This is a genomic window from Cognatundibacterium rugosum (assembly GCF_014284365.1).
Classification (GTDB): Bacteria; Pseudomonadota; Gammaproteobacteria; order Burkholderiales; family Burkholderiaceae_D; genus Undibacterium; species Undibacterium rugosum.
On the sequence record NZ_JACOGG010000001.1, the window covers coordinates 264790 to 280555 of the forward strand.

The following is a 15766-nucleotide window of genomic DNA, read 5'->3' on the forward strand; positions in this document are numbered from 1 at the left end:
GCTTTCAGTAACGAATTGTAGGCAGTTGCCACAAATGTTGCAAATCTCAAGCTACACTGCATGCTTTCTCTACTGACTGTTACGGAGTTCCGTGTGCAAGTTCTTCGCTCTGCGGCTGCAATGCCAAAACGCCGGATAGGCCTGATCGCTAATCGCTCCCATCAGGACGATCCACAATCTGCGCTGGTACAACTGCTGACGGGTTCTCAGGCAGCGATCACCTATTTGAACATAGAATTCGTGGTCGTTGGCCGCACGCTGGATGCGATCCACAAGCATGGGCTGGACACACTATGCCCTGCTATCGAACGTTTTCCTTACGGTCGCGAAGGCGGGCTCATGAAACTGGTGTCGCGTGTGGTGGATGAAGATCCGCTACGTGCCGTGGATGCTGTCATCTATCTCATCGATCCGGTCGATCCTTCCTCCGTATTTCCGGAAGCCGTCGCACTGAAGCGTCAGTGCGTGATCCATCAAAAGCCTTTTTTAGCGACACTGGCCAGCGCTCAGGAATGGCTGGAACTACAAGCCTGCCTGCTTGGCAAAACAAGCAACCCGGCCTTGGATGCGCGCTTTCAACTGGAGCGGGAAGGCATCGCTCTGATTGCGCATGATGCGCTCAAACCAGCAATGCTGACACTGGCGGAAAAGCATTTTGCGGTCCTGGATCGCTTTGCCTGTCGCTATGCGACTGGCACTACGGGTGGTTTATTAAATCAAACCGCCAGCCGACTCAAAGCAACAGAGCTGCCTGCCTGGGTGCATCCGTATCGTTCCGGCCCTTTAGGCGGCGACGCGCAGCTGGCTGAACTGGTGCTGGAACGCAAAATACGCCGCATCCTGTTTCTCGAAGATCCGCATGTCGCGCGTCAACACGAAGCAGATATTCAATTGCTGGAACGTGCAGCGCGCACCGTCACTGACTTCGCTCTGGTGATCAGCGAAGTCAGTGAGGCAGATCGTTATTTGCAAGCACTCAGCCTGCGTTCAGCATCTGCGTAACAACGCTTAAGCTGCATCTGGCTTGGCACCTGATAAACGCTGCAGGCGCTGTAAGGCGGTTTCACCAGCCGTATCTGCCTGTGCAACGGACTGGCGGATCGCATTGATTTCTGCCGCCTGATCCAGCGGTTTTTGTGCGATGTCAGCCACGATGCGCAGACCTGCCGCTTCATTGCTGACTGATTGTGCACGGCGGGTCAGGGCATTGAGTGCGGTGGAGTGCGTTTGCATACTGCTCAGGCTGGACAATTGCTCCTGTCTCTCCATACGCAATTGCTGTAAGTCTTTCTGTGCCTTGGCAGCCGCCAGTTCCTGCAGCGCTTTTTTAGCGGCAGCATCAAAATCAGCCAATTGCTTAGACAATGCATCGACGATTTTCTGTAACTCGTCCATGTATTCTCGCGCATCGGCTTCTTCCTGAATCTCGATAGGTAAGCGCGCCTTATTCGCTTCCAGTTCGTCACAGAACAGGCTTACGGTAGCTTCTGAAATTTTGCCAGCGGCAAGACGTTCTGCCAGCGTCAGTGCGGCTTTTTCATCGTTCGCGATCAACTCACGCAAACGCACCACGTCACCATGTTCTTTATCGAAAGCAGAACGCGCCGAAGCGAGTTTCTGCGCAGTTTCACGCAGGGTCACGGCCAGACGGTCGCGATCAGCTTCGGTCGCTGTCTCAGGATCAAAATTCGCGATGGCTTCGGAAACCCGGTCACCCAGTGCACCAAAATGTTTGGAAATCAGACGTGCGGTTAAACCCCAGCCATTTAAATTGCTCATGTTACTTCCTTTCAGAGAGTGAGGGCTGTACGCAAACTGCGATGTAAGCGTCAGTCCTGAGGGTAAAAATTAACCTGTGTATGCAGGGTGCTACTGTATCGATAAACGCTCAGGCTCTATGGCCAGCGCTATCGTGAAATCGACGTATATTCCTCGTTGCTGACGATCACCATTCACAGAACGTATCATCTCCGTGGTGATCAGTAACTGCTCGTGCACTTGCTGATCCGCCGGCAATACACGGCCATAGGGCATGAACACAATATCCTGCTGCAAACCATGCTGGCCCTGCGCGTCGTCGATACGGGTTTCTTTACCGCGATAAGGTGCAACAAAATCTAATCCGGCATCACCAGCTTCACGTTCATAGCTAATGCTTTCCTGATCGGCAAATACGGTATCGAGATCAGCTGCACTCCAGCCCATATCCTGCAATTGTGCACGCCACAAGGTATAGCTGCGGTCACCCAGGCCATAGCCAAGTTCACCGGTGTAAGCTTGCTGGTCTTCCGTGCTTTCCGGTATCAGGCGGGTCAGGCGGCTGCAATAACGCAGCTCACTGATTTCCTGCTCATGTGCACAATACAGCTCGATGAATTTCTCCACCCCTTCTTCGCTGGTGGACAAGTAATAACGGTAGACATTGCCCTGCATCGCAAACTGTACACGGCTGATCGCGACGATACGGTCTTCATCAGCATCCGGCAAACTGATCAGAGAACCCATGGCCTGGGCCCGGATCAGCGGCGTCTGTTGCAGATGAACGATACTGCCTATACGGGCTGCCAGCGGCAGACCGGCATCCTGACGATTCTGCTCTTCATGTTGCTGCCCGGCTGAATCCGGCTTACCGGAAGACTGAAACATCTTACCCAGATACTGATAGGCGTCTCTCCATGCCATGACTTAACCCTTTCCTAAGCTGTAGTGAACAGATTTTTCCTGTTTGTTTTCATTCATTTTGCGCCAGATACGATGCCCGGCCCAGGCGCAGATGCCTAGTAACAGCAGAATCACGAATACGCCACCTGCACCCATGCCCGCATTGGCCCTTGCTTGCGGCGTCACAGTGTCAGTACGCGCGGATGGTTGCACTGCCGGCACTGAGGTGGCCTCAGACACGCTGATGCTATTGTCTGCTTGCGGTGCAGGGGACACAGTACCTGCATCCGGCAGGGGTTCAAAAATCTGTTGATTGCTACGGGTAGCTGCAGGCTGAGGATTGCCATTGGCGTGACCATGACTCATCACGCTGCCCAGTACCATGCCCGCAACCGCACCGGTCATCAGGCCAGAATTATTACGCTGAACCACAGGGGGCTGAGAATAGACTTGTTGCTGCGCCTGAGCTGGCTGGTTTTGTGGTGAACCATACCCATAGCCAGGCTGACGCGCGCTGTTACCAAAGGCATTGTTATTCCCACCTGCGTTGCCATACCCAGGCGAAGCCGGATTGTTCTGATTATTGTTGTAGCGATAGTCGGGCGCATTGCTGGCCTGACGGGATGGTGCTTCACGTGCATCCATATTCTTCAATGCATTGCTGCGCGCCTGAGTGGTATCCATATCACGTTGCATGGCGGAGCGGGAATTACCGGCAGGTGCGGCGGCACTGTCTTTATTCTGGCTGAAACTGCCGAAAGAAGAATTCGTTTGCCGTGCAGGCGCTTTATTCACAGCTTGTTTTTGCGACGAAAAACCACCACGCATGCCAGAAGAAGAGCCGCCTGATCGTCCACTGGAGGATGCCGCTATGCTGGTCAGCGGCAGCAGCGCTGCCAAGATGACGACCAAAATCTTTTGTCGGTATGAATTCATGGTCTTTCGTATATGGAGAAGTTGCTAACGAATCTGTACAATCCCGTATCACTGTCTGCAACGCATGATAGTGAGCACGATCAACAAGTTCATCGGTAATAAATTAAAGGATTCACCATGACCCGCAAATATTCGGACATGAACCAGCATGATGCGCTGTATAAAGTGGCACGCGCTTATCCTGGTGGCTTAGAGGCCCTCGCTGCGCGCATGGGAATGTCGGTTAATGTGCTGCGCAATAAGCTCGCCCCGGGCATAGAATCACATTACCCGTCTTTCGAAGAGCTGTCTGTCATTATAGAGCACTGCCACGAAGCTGGTGTCAAAGAGTCACATCTTCCCTTGCATGCTTTATTGGGCCGCCATGGTCTGGCCGCCTTCGTCGTACCAGAACCCAGCGCAGTCAGCGACGACGACTTGTCGCAAACCGTGTGCCGTGTCATGAGTCGGGTTGGTGATGTGGCAGAAGCCGTCTCGACAGCCTTACTCGATGGCGTGATCACGGACTCAGAAGCCGATCTGATCGAACGTGAATTCCAGGAGGCACTGACCGTGTTGGGTGAATGGCGGGCGCGCATCCGTGCCCACCGTAGTGTTCGCAAGCAGACTGAAACCTAAGCTCTGCTAATATAGGGCTACACTTACAGGTACTGCCATGTCTGATCCAGCCCTCACCCCCCAAACACCGCGTCCTGCCTCACTGGCAGATTTGTTCTTTTCTTTTACCTGGCTTGCGCTGCAGGGTTTTGGCGGTGTACTCGCTGTAGTGCAAAGGGAAATCGTAGAGCGTAAACGCTGGCTTACGACCGAAGAATTTGTTGAGGACTGGGCGGTCGCGCAAATCATGCCCGGTCCAAACGTGATGAATCTGTCGATGATGATAGGCAGCCGTTACTTCGGGCTACGCGGTGCGCTAGCCGCACTGGCCGGTATGCTGACCGTGCCGCTGATCATCGTCCTGTGCCTCGCCATCGTCTATTCGCATTTCTCTCAAAATCCACAAGTCATCGGCGCATTACGCGGCATGAGTGCAGTCACGGCTGGTCTGATTATCGCGACCGGTCTGAAATTAAGTTCCGCACTCAGACTACATCCTATGGGCAGAGCGAAAGCCATCAGCATGGCCGCACTATGTTTTATTAGCGTTGCCTGGATACGCATTCCTTTGTTTTATGTCTTGCTGGTGCTGGGCGGCACCTGCTGGTTCTGGGTCTACCATATCATGAGGAAGCCATGAGCGCCGCCGCACCCTTGCTGACACTGCAGCTGCACTGGCATGACTGGTTCAGTCTGCTCGGTCACTATCTGATGTTGTCGCTGCTGTCGATAGGCGGCGCAGTCTCGACCTTACCCGATATGCATCGCTATCTGGTGGATCAGCAGGGCTGGCTCAGCGACGCGCAGTTCAATGCCTCGGTCGCGATAGCTCAGGCTGCCCCGGGACCGAATGTCCTGTTTGTGGCGCTGATGGGCTGGCATGTGGGTCTGAATACCGGCAGCATGTGGGCCGGTTTGCTTGGTGTGTTGGTCACGATGAGCGGTATTCTGCTACCTAGTGCTACCCTGACCTATGTTGCGGCACGCTGGGGACATGCCAACCGCGAGATGCTGGCCGTACGTAGCTTCAAACTTGGGATGGCACCGGTAGTGATAGGCTTACTGATAGCGACTGGCTGGATTATGGGCAGTACCCACCATGATGTACAGTATGACTGGCCACTGTGGCTGATTACCGGGCTCTCCGCCATCATCGTCTGGCGTACCCGGCTGCACTTATTGTGGCTGCTGGCAGCCGGTGCGCTATGCGGCTGGGCAGGCTGGGTTTAAGCCAGCCTGCTGCTTCACAATAAAGCCAAAAAAACTGACTTAAACGAAACCCAGATTGCGGCTGCTGACGTTATAGTTAGCCAGATTGGGTAACAACATCAGCAAATCGCTGTCCGATACGCCTAGCCATTTACCGAGTGTCGCAGCGTACTGATCGACCGAGGTGGTTGGTAATAAACGGCCTTGTCCCACATCATCCGGACCGTTAGACGCAATCACCGGCGACGTGCCGTAAAAACGCTGTCCATTGACGGCACCGCCCATCACGAAATGCATACTGCCCCAGCCGTGATCAGAACCATCATTATTACCGCTTAATGTACGGCCAAAATCCGAGGCAGTAAAAGTCGTGACCTGACTATCCACGCCCAACTCGACCGTCGCGTTGTAAAACGCAGCCATCGCGTCACCAACCTGCGTCATCAGTACAGGATGTTTATCGACCAGGCCATCATGGGTATCGAAACCACCAATGGATACAAAAAACACCTGGCGCTTCGCGCCCAGCGTGGACGCTGTCGAAATCATTTTACTCACCAGCTTCAACTGATCCGCCAGACTATTTTTGGCCGGGAATACGGTTTTTAATACCGGTGCCGATGCCAGTGCAGCAGTCAGGGTCACATTGGCATCAATCGCACGGTTAGTCACACGGTTGTATTCGTTTTCCAGTAAATGCGTCCGGCTCTGCGTAACCAGGCTGCGTAAGGCATTCGAGCAGGCTGCCGAACCAAATAAGGGTGACTGCAAAGCAGACAATGGCACGGATCCACTCGTTGACACCTGATACTGCACTGCTGTTTTTCCCGATAAATACACCGCGTTACCAGATACATTCACGCAGGTAAATGTGGAAACTGCGTTACCAGACTGAAACAGATCACCCATGCGTCCACCCCAGCCGGAACGCGCACCTTCGGCGGCCGAAGATTGCCACACGGATTGCTGGTCATTATGCGAAAACAGCTTAGGCGGTAACAACACACTTTTGTTGGTGTATTGGAGCTTGGTAGTTGGCTGTATCAAGGTACCCACGTTCAGCACCACGCCCAGTTTCCCGGCATTGAAGACAGGTAGTAAAGGCGCCAGTCCCGGTGCCAGCGCATACTGATGGCTGAAGCCAGCACTGTCTTTTGGATCCGCTACGGGCTTGAGCGCCGTCGGGGTCAAGGCGTCGCGCGCATAGGCCAGCGTAGGCCGTAAAGCCTGATAGGCGTTATACCCACTGGTATCGTAAGGCACTAAGGTGTTGCCATAGTCATTGCCGCCATACAGAAAGACACAGACGATGGCTTTGTAATCGCTCGCAGTCGCAGCAGACGCTTCGGACAAGGCCGCCAGATTCAGTGCCCAGGGCGTCGCCACACCGGCCACAGACAGGGCGGAAGCACGCTGCATAAAAGCACGGCGCGAGGCATTCATGGTAGTCGGTTTCGTCATGATTTTTCCTAATCAGGACTGAAGCAAAAGCATCCCGGTAAAGTCTGGCGCTCGTAGCGAGCAAGCCTGCAAGTCACCGTGACGCTCTCGCATCAATCCGCTTATTTAATAACTATAAATTCCGGAGCAGCCAGCACCAGGGTTAATGCTGCATAGATACGGTTGTTTTTCTGGGCATCGGTTTCACTGGCCATGCCACCGATTGCGGACACAATCGTACTGACAGTCGCATCACTGAGCTGACCCGCAGCCAGCACCAGATTGAGTTCCTTGACCAGACCGGCCGGGTCACTGACCAGCTTAAGCAAACTGCTGTAATCGGCAACCAGATCCGTATTGGTCTGCGATGCCATGCGCTGCATAAAATTGACATATCCAACCACCGTGGATTCATTGGTGATTTGCAGTTCTGGTGCAACCAGTGCCGCGTCGCCAACGGGACTGTTAGGCGGTACATAACCCGGCCGGAAAAAATTAAATACCGACCCCGAACGCATAGGACTTTGTCCCAGTCGTGTCGAAGGATCACTGGTATTGCCGACATTCCAAAGGTCGCTCACAGTACGCAGATTAAATGCTCTGGCCCAGGCCAGAAAACGGAAAATAGGCTCGCGGATTTTGCCAAATTGTGCGCTGCTGAGATTTGCCGCATTACGCGCCTCGTCATCCAACAGTATCGCCTTCACCACGGCGGCCAGATTGCCTTTCACATTGTTTCCATCGTTATTAAAGATGGTTGCTACCCGCGCGACATAAGCAGGCGAAGGGTTGCTGGTGACCAGACGCTGAATTAATTGTTTGCTGATGAAAGGCGCGACATTCGGATGCACGAAAATGATATCCAGTGCCGCTTTCAGGCTTTGCACGCCGTCCATTCCTGCTGCAATAGTACTGCCCAGGAATTTTTTCTCTCCAGTCTCGTGCCTGGCCGCGACTTGTGTCATCGGACGTTTGGCGAAATCCGGCGTATCGGTTTTGCTGGTACTCAGATCAAAATCCCAGCCTGTGAATACCCGCGCTAAACCGGTGATATCGTCGAGCGTATAGGTTTCCTGCTGCGCGCCGTTACTACCGAGCTTAGGCGTACCATCCAGATTCAGTTGCACCAGGCCGATAGTGAATAACTGCATAATTTCACGCGCATAATTTTCGTCTGGCAGCGCGCCTGTCTTGGCATTGAATTTGGTATTGCCACGGAAAGTCAGATACTGTCCCATCGCGACACTGGTAGAGACGGACTCGAGCAAGCTGCGGAAGTTACCGAAGCAGTTCGCCTCCAGCATATCGAGATAAGCCGCTGCCGAGAAAGACTGCCAGCCCGCGCCAACCAAACCATCTATTCCCACCACGATAATTTCGGACAAGGCTTGCGTGACACGCTGACGCAGGGTGTCCGGCGAAGAAATCAGTTTGCCCCAGACAGCACCGTCAAAACCATTTTGCGTGAAAATATTGGTCGCGGCATCAAAGCCCTTGGCTTTGAGCCAGTCCCAGCGGCTGGTCGACGGTGCCAGCGCGATTTGTTCATCGATCCAGGCCGAGTAACCGATAGCCTGTACTCTGGCGATATGAGTGCGTGTAATGCCGACGGCAGCCTGAGCAAGAAAACGCGCCGCTTCGGCCTCCGTCAAAGCTTTAGGTGGTGTCACCGGCGGAGTGCTGCCACTACCACCGCTATCACTGCTACCTGTCCCGCCGCCGCCACAGGCAGTCAGTGCGAGACTGGCAGCCGCTGTTGCAGCGATGACAGGTAAATTGGAGGTACTGGCTATTTCGGGCTTTCCGTCTGCTGGCGATGCAATACGTATTTCGGTCATTGCTGATATGTCAACCACTTCATCTGGCATGGCGCTACCTTTTTTTCAATATGAGAATTCAGGCAAAAATTATTCCAGTCAATCATGGCGCGGGTATGACAAGAAGCCATACGGCTGGCGGAACGATTTTGGGTACATCCTGATTAATGAGTGTGTCTATCTTAGTAGAAAGAAGACCGCTTTCCTATTGCCCATCCGTGCAATTCCCTGCCAGTCTGAAATATTCGGTTTGAATTTATTCAGTTTTCATAGCGGAACATGGCGTTTGCCGTCGCAACAAATGTCATGCTTTGTTACACTTTCTTGCGACGGTGCTCAAAGACGCATCTGCCGGGACCAGCATCTTTGTTACAGAAACAAGTAAAGTTTGTTGTATGCTTGCGAGCTCTATGATTCGTGCATGAAATCCAGCTATCCATGAAGTTCAGTATAGAAGCACCTGAAAATGACATTGCAGAGCCCGGCGAAGTGCATCTGCACATCCGTTTTCGTCCGGCCAGCATGACAGGTCTGCTGTTAGTGGTGCTGATGCACGCGGTGTTATTGTATTTTCTGCTGCACATGCAGTTGGAAAAAAAGAAAAAGCAGGGCGATAACGCTGCCTCCAATACCCCCATGATGCTGATCATGGATAAGGTGGTACAGGCCAAACAGGCAGCGCCTAAGAAATCCGAGCCCAAAGCCAAACCGCCAGTCAGCATCCCCAAAACCAGACAGACACCCAATCTGCCCAGCCCAGTGCCACCGGTGGAAGCGCCGGCACCGATCGCGCAAACCCCGCCACCCGTGGCGCAGGCGGCACCTGCTGAAGACATGATGGCCATGCTCAATGCGGTACGTGCCAAACGTCAGGCACAGCAAGACAATACGCCACAAGAAAGCTCGTCTTCCCAGAATGGGCGCGGTATGTCGCCGCAGGAAGTGGCGGAAGCCAATGTGCGACGCAGTATGCAACAAGCCGCTGGCCGCGACGGAACCAATGGCGTATTCCAGATACTCAGTAAGAGCACGCGGGTCGGTACCTTCTCTTTCCGGGGCTGGCGTCCGAATTCCAGCAGCAGCTGGAAGCAGGTGATCGAAGTCGACGCAGGGCTGGGGGGTAACGTCGAGCTGGCCATGGTCAGACGCATGATAGAGCTGATACGCACCCATTATCAGGGCGACTTCAGCTGGGAATCACGCCGCCTGGGTAAAGTGATCACCCTGTCGGCCCGTCCTCAGGACAGCGCCGAGCTGGAAAACTTCCTGATGAGAGAGTTTTTCGGATAAGGCGCAGTAATCCGGTATCCGCCAGCCTGTCCCTGAGAAATTGCAGCAAAGAATGCTCGGGTGGCGGCTCACAGGTGCAGGTTAGCGCCGACTGCGCCGCAATCAACATCCAGCCTGACTGTGTTAATACCTGCGGCACATCCTGCTCCAGGATAAGGGTGTGCGGTACACCGCTGATTTCCGCGCTGAGATTGCGTAGCAGCGCGCGACCGCTGTGCAGCTTGACGCAAGTCCCTTTTTCCAGATAGCCATACCAACACTGTGTGTTCTGCAATTCGATCTGCATCGTATTCATCCTTCCTGGCCTCAACCCCGACTGAGCATGGTGAGCACAGCTTAAGCCTGAGCGGCACAGCATAACAGGCACAGAGAAGCAGAAACTGTATCGCAGCAATTCGCGATTTTTCCTTCTGTTATTGTCAGAATCAGCGCAAACTGTATCTTTGCCCGCAGCGTGCTTAGCCTGATGATGCCGGTGTCAGTCCCGCTGTCACGCAGGCACGCCAATCTGCGACGGTCACCACTTAATTTAGTTTTTGAAGAATTCAGCATGTCCACACCCATTCTTTACCGCCAGCTGGCCGACCATTATCTGAGTGCGATACAGGCCGGTACCCTGGCCTGCGGTGAACGCATGCCTTCAGTGCGTAAGCTGATGCAGTTGCATCACATCAGTCTGTCGACGGCATTGCAAATGTGCCGCTATCTGGAAGCGCAAGGCTGGCTGGAAGCGCGGCCACGCTCAGGCTATTTCGTCCGTCAGCCGCGCCGCATGAACCTGGCGCCAGCCGCGGAACCCAGGCCGGTCAAGCGCATCGATCCGGCTCAGTTTGTCGGCATCCATGAACGGGTATCTGCCATCATTGCTCAGGGTCAGCGTCAGGTGAAGGTGAATCTGGCACGCGCCACTGGTGCGCCAGAACTGTATCCGCATCAGCAATTGCGTCAGCTGACCAGCAGCATCCTGCGCCAGCATCCTTATCTGCTGACCAAGGCAATATCACCAGGCGGCAACCGCGAACTGCGCGCTGCGCTGGCCAAGCGTGCGCTGGACGTAGGCATCAGCACCCGCGCCGATGAAGTGGTGATCACCCATGGCTGCATCGAAGCACTGAATCTGGCACTACGTGCCGTCGCGCACGCGGGTGATGTGATTGCGGTTGAGTCACCGACCTTTTACGGCTTGCTGCAGGTGTTGGAAAGCCTGGGCATGAAAGCTTTGGAAATCCCGACCAGCCCGCATACCGGGATTTCTATCGAAGCGCTGGAACTGGCGATGCAGACTTATGACAATATCAAAGCGGTGGTGGTGGTGCCACATTTGCAAAATCCGCTGGGCAGCATCATGCCGGACACGCATAAGCAAAGGCTGGTCAGCTTATGCGAGGCGCAGCATATTCCACTGATCGAAGACGACTCCTACAGCGCCTTATGTAACGCCGACAACATCCCGACTGCCTGCAAACACTGGGATAAAAGCGGCAATGTGATCTACTGCGCCTCGCTGCATAAAATCATGGCCCCGGGCCTGCGCATAGGCTGGATGCTGGCCGGACGCTGGCAAGCCAGGGTCGACATGTTCAAATACGCACAGACCCGCTATAACGAAGAGTTGTCGCAAAAAGTGGCGGCAGCATTTTTGCAATCGACGCATTACGACCGCCACTTGCGCAGATTGCGTGTGACGCTGAGACAACAACGCGAAAAAATGGCCGAAGCGATTGCACGCTATTTTCCGGAGGGTACACGCTTCAGCATGCCCGATGGCGGTGTCTCAATCTGGGTAGAAATGCCGGCCTACTGTTCGTCTCAGGCAGTATTCGACGCCGCGCTGGAACAAGGCATACTGATTTCACCCGGCCTGCTGTACTCCAACTCCAACCGCTTTGATCATTTCCTGAGGATTAATTGCGGCACCCATTATTCCGAGGAGCTGGATGCAGCGATGCGCAATCTGGGTTTAATTGTCGCACACCAAAAACCACGCAAAGCAGTCGCCTGACAACGTTTTTGTGGTAAAAATACAGGAAAACTGCACCAATTCGGTGAATAGCTTCCTGTAGCTAAGTAGTAGCCGCAAGCCTCAGTGTGGATATTCACAATAGTCAAGCAACAAGCAGTTTTCGATAATCGTGAAAAGACGGTAATCTACCTATCCGTCGTCAGCCGCCAGGCGGGCAAAAAAAATGATACCCAATCCGGAGACTAGTCATGCAATCGCAACCCTTTTATAAATCCCTGTATTTTCAGGTGATCTCAGCCATCGTGATTGGTGTGCTGGTTGGTCACTATTATCCTGAAACCGGCGCATCCTTAAAGCCGCTTGGTGATGCGTTCATCAAGCTGATTAAGATGATGATAGCGCCGATTATTTTCTGTACCGTGGTGGTGGGTATCGCCGGTATGGAAGACATGAAAAAAGTCGGTAAGACTGGCGGTATGGCTTTGTTGTACTTTGAAGTTGTCAGTACTTTAGCGCTGATTGTGGGTCTGCTGGTCGTCAATATCTGGCAACCCGGTGCAGGCATGCATATCGACCCGCACACCCTTAGCACCAAAGAAATTGCGACCTATACAGCGCCCGGTAAGATGCAGACCACGGTGGAATTTCTGATGGCAATGATACCGACGACTTTTGTCGACGCATTTGCTAAAGGTGAAATCCTGCAGGTACTGGTGATCTCCGTGTTTTTTGGTTTCGCACTGCACCGTTTTGGTGGCCGTGGCACCCTGATTTTTGATTGCATCGAAAAATTCTCCCATGTGCTGTTCGTGATCATCGGCTACATCATGAAAGTCGCTCCTATTGGCGCTTTCGGTGCGATGGCATTCACGATTGGTAAGTTCGGCATCGCTTCGCTGCTGTCGCTGGCGAATCTCATGGCCAGCTTTTATGTGACCTGCCTGCTGTTTATTTTTGTAGTACTCGGCACTATCGCCGCTGTGCATGGCTTCAGCATCTGGAAATTCATCAAGTACATTAAAGAAGAATTGCTGATCGTACTCGGCACTTCCTCGTCTGAATCTGCACTGCCAGGTATCATCGCCAAGCTGGAAAAACTGGGTGTGAAAAAATCCGTGGTGGGTCTGGTGATCCCTACCGGTTACTCATTCAACCTGGATGGCACCTCAATTTACCTGACGATGGCGGCGGTATTTATTGCACAGGCAACGGACACACCAATGTCACTGATGCAGCAGCTGACCTTGCTGGCGGTATTGCTGCTGACGTCCAAAGGTGCAGCAGGTATCACAGGCAGTGGCTTTATCGTACTGGCAGCGACTTTGTCGGCAGTTGGCGGCATACCGGTAGCTGGCCTGGCGCTGATACTGGGCATCGATCGCTTCATGTCAGAAGCACGTGCACTGACCAATCTGATCGGTAACGGTGTCGCAACCATCGTGGTTGGCAAATGGGGCAATGACGTGAATATGCAAACCCTCAATGCGGAACTGGATGCACCTACTCCGGTCGACGATGTGGACTATGAAGCGATGCATGACCGTCATCCTCAGCAAATGAACGTGCGCTGAAATCCAGCTGTACCAACAAAAAAGCGGATCGGCTGATCCGCTTTTTTTTCGTCTTGCTGACTAAACGCTGCCACGCTCACGCCTTATAAGCTGCAATAACTGCTACGCGCCTGATACGGCCGGGTAGTGCGCCCGGTATCGGCATAACCGTCAAACTGCCACAAACTATCCCTGCCAAGCAGAACGATGCGATCTGTGTATATCTGTTGCGCGTCTTTATCGAAAAAGTCGAGCGAGACATGGAGTGCATTCGGGCTCACAAACTGCCAGTCATAAGCGCGGCTGAAACCGCTGCGCTGCATCTTCGTGTCACCACCCGGAAACGGTCCGGCGCGAAATGGCGTTGCCGCGCCTTTGGCAGTGAATAAAGTTCTGTATGCCGAAGCCGCGTCATAACCGGAAACCGGCTCCGGCCTGATCGCGTAACTATCCAGCAAAAACAGGGGTGCGAGTGTGCTGGCTACCCGGATCGCCTCATCCTGGGTCTGTATGCCGCTGGGGTCGATCAGCCATTGTCGTTTAGCGCCAGGCACCTGATGGATAAAACTCCAGTTGATCGCTTGCTGGGCAAACGTAGCGGAACAATCCGACTGGTAATGCAAACGGGAATACGGACTGGAGCACGCAGTCAGCAAACCAGGCAATAAAAAACAGACCAGCCAGCCCCACTGGCGGAGATGGGGGAAATCAGACTTGATCGGCATTTTGTTCAAAAAGACATAAATAGGCGGAACATTCTGGCGAGCTCGCTTATTTATGTCAAAAAATTATCTAAATCTCACCCTTTTCTTCACTCATTCGGCATATATGTCAAACAGCGAAACCGCGTTTATGCACTCGCTACGACACGCTTTCGACGCAGATAGCGGGTTGCCAGCAACAAGGCCAGCAGCTGTACCGCTGCCGCCATGAAAAACGGCGCGCCCAGTGTCCAGCTATGCTGAGGCGCATGGCTGACATAGCCCAGCAAATTATTGCCTGCCAACGTAGCGGTAACACTCATCACGCTGGCCAGGGAGCTTAAAGAGCCCATCGCCATGCCTTGAGAACCGGCATCGACCGCCCTGGAAAAAATCGCCTGTAAGGCGGGCCCTGCAGCAAACGCGAGCAAATTACACAGTATCAACACATACATCATCCAGCCTTCGGTCGCCAGCCCGTACAAGGTCAACGCCACACAAGAGGACATCAAGCCATATTGCACCGCTTTTTCATCACCGACCCGCTTGGTATACGCCCCCAGAAACACGCCCTGCATGAGCACAGCAGAAACGCCGACCATAAACAGCGACAGTCCATTTTGCAGCGGCGTCCAGCCAAAACGCAGCTGCGTCGATAATACCCAGGTGGTTTGCAGCGTGAACTGGGCAAAATTGAACAATGCATAGACCCAGATCAGGCCACCGACATCACGCAGATGTGCGAGACCCAGCAAACCAGAAAAAGGATTGGCGGACTTGAATGTGAACGGTTTGCGGTGGGTCTGCAGCAGCGACTCCGGCAAAGCCAGGTAACCGTATAACACATTGCCCATCGATACCGCAGCGGCCAGGAAGAAAGGATAGTGCACATCGACTTCCCCCAGCACGCCACCGATGACCGGGCCACAGATAAAGCCCAGCCCGAACATAGCGCCGATTTTACCCAGTGCCTTACTGCGATTTTCCGGCGTGGAGACATCAGCGATATAGGCACTGGCCACCGACAGATTGCCCGCGGTAACACCGCCCACCGCTCGGATCAGCAGTAACCAGCTCACGTTGGCAGCCAGCGGCATCAAGAGAAAATTCAGGCCCAGTCCGAATACGCAGGTCAGCAATACAGGACGCCGCCCGTAGCGGTCACTCAGCGCGCCGATCAGTGGCGCAAAGAAAAACTGCATCAGGCCGTACGCCGCCACGATCAGCCCATACCAGTATGCCTGCTGATCCGCCGGCAGATGAAATGTGGCCACCAGCGCTGGCAAGACCGGGATGATCAGGCCTATCCCCAGAATATCCAGAAATACCGTCAGTAATACAAAACGGACATTGGGTGCCAGGGCACCGCTATCCTGTGCAGTAGGTGAAGTCATTCAGTACGCTTTCAGAAAATACCCGTGCCAGGCGGGCAAGAAACAGGCAATATGACGCAAAGCCCAACGGCATTACGGGGACAACGCACTCGGGACGTAAGCAAAGTTGGGCTACTGAAGCAGGTGTAGCTGCGCCGTTGCATCGGTCATAAAAACAACACGATAGTATATGATGCAACAGCTGATGCAATAGCAGTCCCGTCTTAAA

14 protein-coding genes are annotated in these 15766 nt (G+C 53.7%); 7 read left to right on the plus strand and 7 right to left on the minus strand.

Annotated elements, in window-relative coordinates; genetic code table 11:
• Nucleotides 1–120: 120 nt before the first annotated feature.
• Entirely contained in the window at nt 121–1002 is an 882-nt protein-coding gene (locus tag H8K47_RS01090) for a methylglyoxal synthase (protein WP_186879683.1), read from the plus strand.
• Between the two features lie 6 nt (nt 1003–1008).
• Here H8K47_RS01090 and H8K47_RS01095 read toward each other — a convergent pair whose 3' ends face one another.
• From H8K47_RS01095 to H8K47_RS01105, 3 genes are all read right to left on the minus strand, one after another.
• Nucleotides 1009–1779, minus strand: coding sequence for a coiled-coil domain-containing protein (locus tag H8K47_RS01095; protein WP_186879576.1), 771 nt, complete (start codon nt 1777–1779; stop codon nt 1009–1011).
• Nucleotides 1780–1869: 90 nt separating this feature from the next.
• Entirely contained in the window at nt 1870–2682 is an 813-nt protein-coding gene (locus H8K47_RS01100; protein WP_230410130.1) for a hypothetical protein, read from the minus strand.
• 3 nt (nt 2683–2685) lie between these two features.
• Nucleotides 2686–3597 (minus strand): hypothetical protein, encoded by a 912-nt coding sequence (locus H8K47_RS01105; RefSeq protein WP_186879577.1) that lies wholly within the window; start codon nt 3595–3597, stop codon nt 2686–2688.
• A gap of 117 nt (nt 3598–3714) precedes the next feature.
• Here H8K47_RS01105 and H8K47_RS01110 point away from each other — a divergent pair, with 117 nt between their 5' ends.
• The 3 genes from H8K47_RS01110 to H8K47_RS01120 are packed head-to-tail and all read left to right on the plus strand — an operon-like array spanning nt 3715 to nt 5424.
• On the plus strand, nt 3715–4215 hold the full coding sequence (locus H8K47_RS01110) for a phage regulatory CII family protein (protein WP_186879578.1): 501 nt from the start codon (nt 3715–3717) through the stop codon (nt 4213–4215).
• 37 nt (nt 4216–4252) lie between these two features.
• Complete coding sequence (locus tag H8K47_RS01115; protein ID WP_186879579.1) at nt 4253–4834, plus strand: chromate transporter; 582 nt, start codon at nt 4253–4255, stop codon at nt 4832–4834.
• The gene (locus tag H8K47_RS01120; RefSeq protein ID WP_186879580.1) at nt 4831–5424 is read left to right on the plus strand and encodes a chromate transporter; all 594 of its coding nucleotides are present in this window, start codon (nt 4831–4833) and stop codon (nt 5422–5424) included. Before H8K47_RS01115 ends, H8K47_RS01120 begins: the two co-directional genes overlap by 4 nt.
• 39 nt (nt 5425–5463) lie before the next feature.
• Here the strand turns inward: H8K47_RS01120 and H8K47_RS01125 are convergent, their stop codons facing one another.
• Together H8K47_RS01125 and H8K47_RS01130 are read right to left on the minus strand one after the other, a co-directional pair.
• Nucleotides 5464–6864, minus strand: a complete 1401-nt coding sequence (locus H8K47_RS01125) for a DUF1501 domain-containing protein (RefSeq protein WP_186879581.1) — start codon at nt 6862–6864, stop codon at nt 5464–5466.
• Nucleotides 6865–6965: 101 nt separating this feature from the next.
• A complete protein-coding gene (locus H8K47_RS01130) occupies nt 6966–8681 on the minus strand; it encodes a DUF1800 domain-containing protein (RefSeq protein ID WP_186879582.1) in 1716 nt (571 codons plus the stop codon).
• Nucleotides 8682–9098: 417 nt separating this feature from the next.
• Here H8K47_RS01130 and H8K47_RS18230 point away from each other — a divergent pair, with 417 nt between their 5' ends.
• The 3 genes from H8K47_RS18230 to H8K47_RS01145 all read left to right on the plus strand — a co-directional run bounded on the left by H8K47_RS18230 (nt 9099) and on the right by H8K47_RS01145 (nt 13484).
• The gene (locus H8K47_RS18230) at nt 9099–9950 is read left to right on the plus strand and encodes a hypothetical protein (protein ID WP_186879583.1); all 852 of its coding nucleotides are present in this window, start codon (nt 9099–9101) and stop codon (nt 9948–9950) included.
• A gap of 550 nt (nt 9951–10500) precedes the next feature.
• A complete protein-coding gene (locus H8K47_RS01140; RefSeq protein ID WP_186879584.1) occupies nt 10501–11952 on the plus strand; it encodes an aminotransferase-like domain-containing protein in 1452 nt (483 codons plus the stop codon).
• A 209-nt stretch (nt 11953–12161) separates the two neighbouring features.
• Nucleotides 12162–13484, plus strand: a complete 1323-nt coding sequence (locus H8K47_RS01145) for a dicarboxylate/amino acid:cation symporter (protein ID WP_186879585.1) — start codon at nt 12162–12164, stop codon at nt 13482–13484.
• A gap of 83 nt (nt 13485–13567) precedes the next feature.
• Here H8K47_RS01145 and H8K47_RS01150 read toward each other — a convergent pair whose 3' ends face one another.
• Together H8K47_RS01150 and H8K47_RS01155 are read right to left on the minus strand one after the other, a co-directional pair.
• Nucleotides 13568–14188, minus strand: a complete 621-nt coding sequence (locus tag H8K47_RS01150) for a hypothetical protein (protein WP_186879586.1) — start codon at nt 14186–14188, stop codon at nt 13568–13570.
• Between the two features lie 125 nt (nt 14189–14313).
• Nucleotides 14314–15558, minus strand: coding sequence for a TCR/Tet family MFS transporter (locus tag H8K47_RS01155; protein ID WP_186879587.1), 1245 nt, complete (start codon nt 15556–15558; stop codon nt 14314–14316).
• Nucleotides 15559–15766: the final 208 nt, after the last annotated feature.

Coding starts and splice junctions, on each gene's coding strand:
- H8K47_RS01090 (WP_186879683.1), top strand. CDS start 121: ATGCCAAAACGCCGGATAGGCCTGATCGCTAATCGCTCCCATCAGGAC.
- H8K47_RS01095 (WP_186879576.1), bottom strand. CDS start 1,779: ATGAGCAATTTAAATGGCTGGGGTTTAACCGCACGTCTGATTTCCAAA.
- H8K47_RS01100 (WP_230410130.1), bottom strand. CDS start 2,682: ATGGCATGGAGAGACGCCTATCAGTATCTGGGTAAGATGTTTCAGTCT.
- H8K47_RS01105 (WP_186879577.1), bottom strand. CDS start 3,597: ATGAATTCATACCGACAAAAGATTTTGGTCGTCATCTTGGCAGCGCTG.
- H8K47_RS01110 (WP_186879578.1), top strand. CDS start 3,715: ATGACCCGCAAATATTCGGACATGAACCAGCATGATGCGCTGTATAAA.
- H8K47_RS01115 (WP_186879579.1), top strand. CDS start 4,253: ATGTCTGATCCAGCCCTCACCCCCCAAACACCGCGTCCTGCCTCACTG.
- H8K47_RS01120 (WP_186879580.1), top strand. CDS start 4,831: ATGAGCGCCGCCGCACCCTTGCTGACACTGCAGCTGCACTGGCATGAC.
- H8K47_RS01125 (WP_186879581.1), bottom strand. CDS start 6,864: ATGACGAAACCGACTACCATGAATGCCTCGCGCCGTGCTTTTATGCAG.
- H8K47_RS01130 (WP_186879582.1), bottom strand. CDS start 8,681: ATGACCGAAATACGTATTGCATCGCCAGCAGACGGAAAGCCCGAAATA.
- H8K47_RS18230 (WP_186879583.1), top strand. CDS start 9,099: ATGAAGTTCAGTATAGAAGCACCTGAAAATGACATTGCAGAGCCCGGC.
- H8K47_RS01140 (WP_186879584.1), top strand. CDS start 10,501: ATGTCCACACCCATTCTTTACCGCCAGCTGGCCGACCATTATCTGAGT.
- H8K47_RS01145 (WP_186879585.1), top strand. CDS start 12,162: ATGCAATCGCAACCCTTTTATAAATCCCTGTATTTTCAGGTGATCTCA.
- H8K47_RS01150 (WP_186879586.1), bottom strand. CDS start 14,188: ATGCCGATCAAGTCTGATTTCCCCCATCTCCGCCAGTGGGGCTGGCTG.
- H8K47_RS01155 (WP_186879587.1), bottom strand. CDS start 15,558: ATGACTTCACCTACTGCACAGGATAGCGGTGCCCTGGCACCCAATGTC.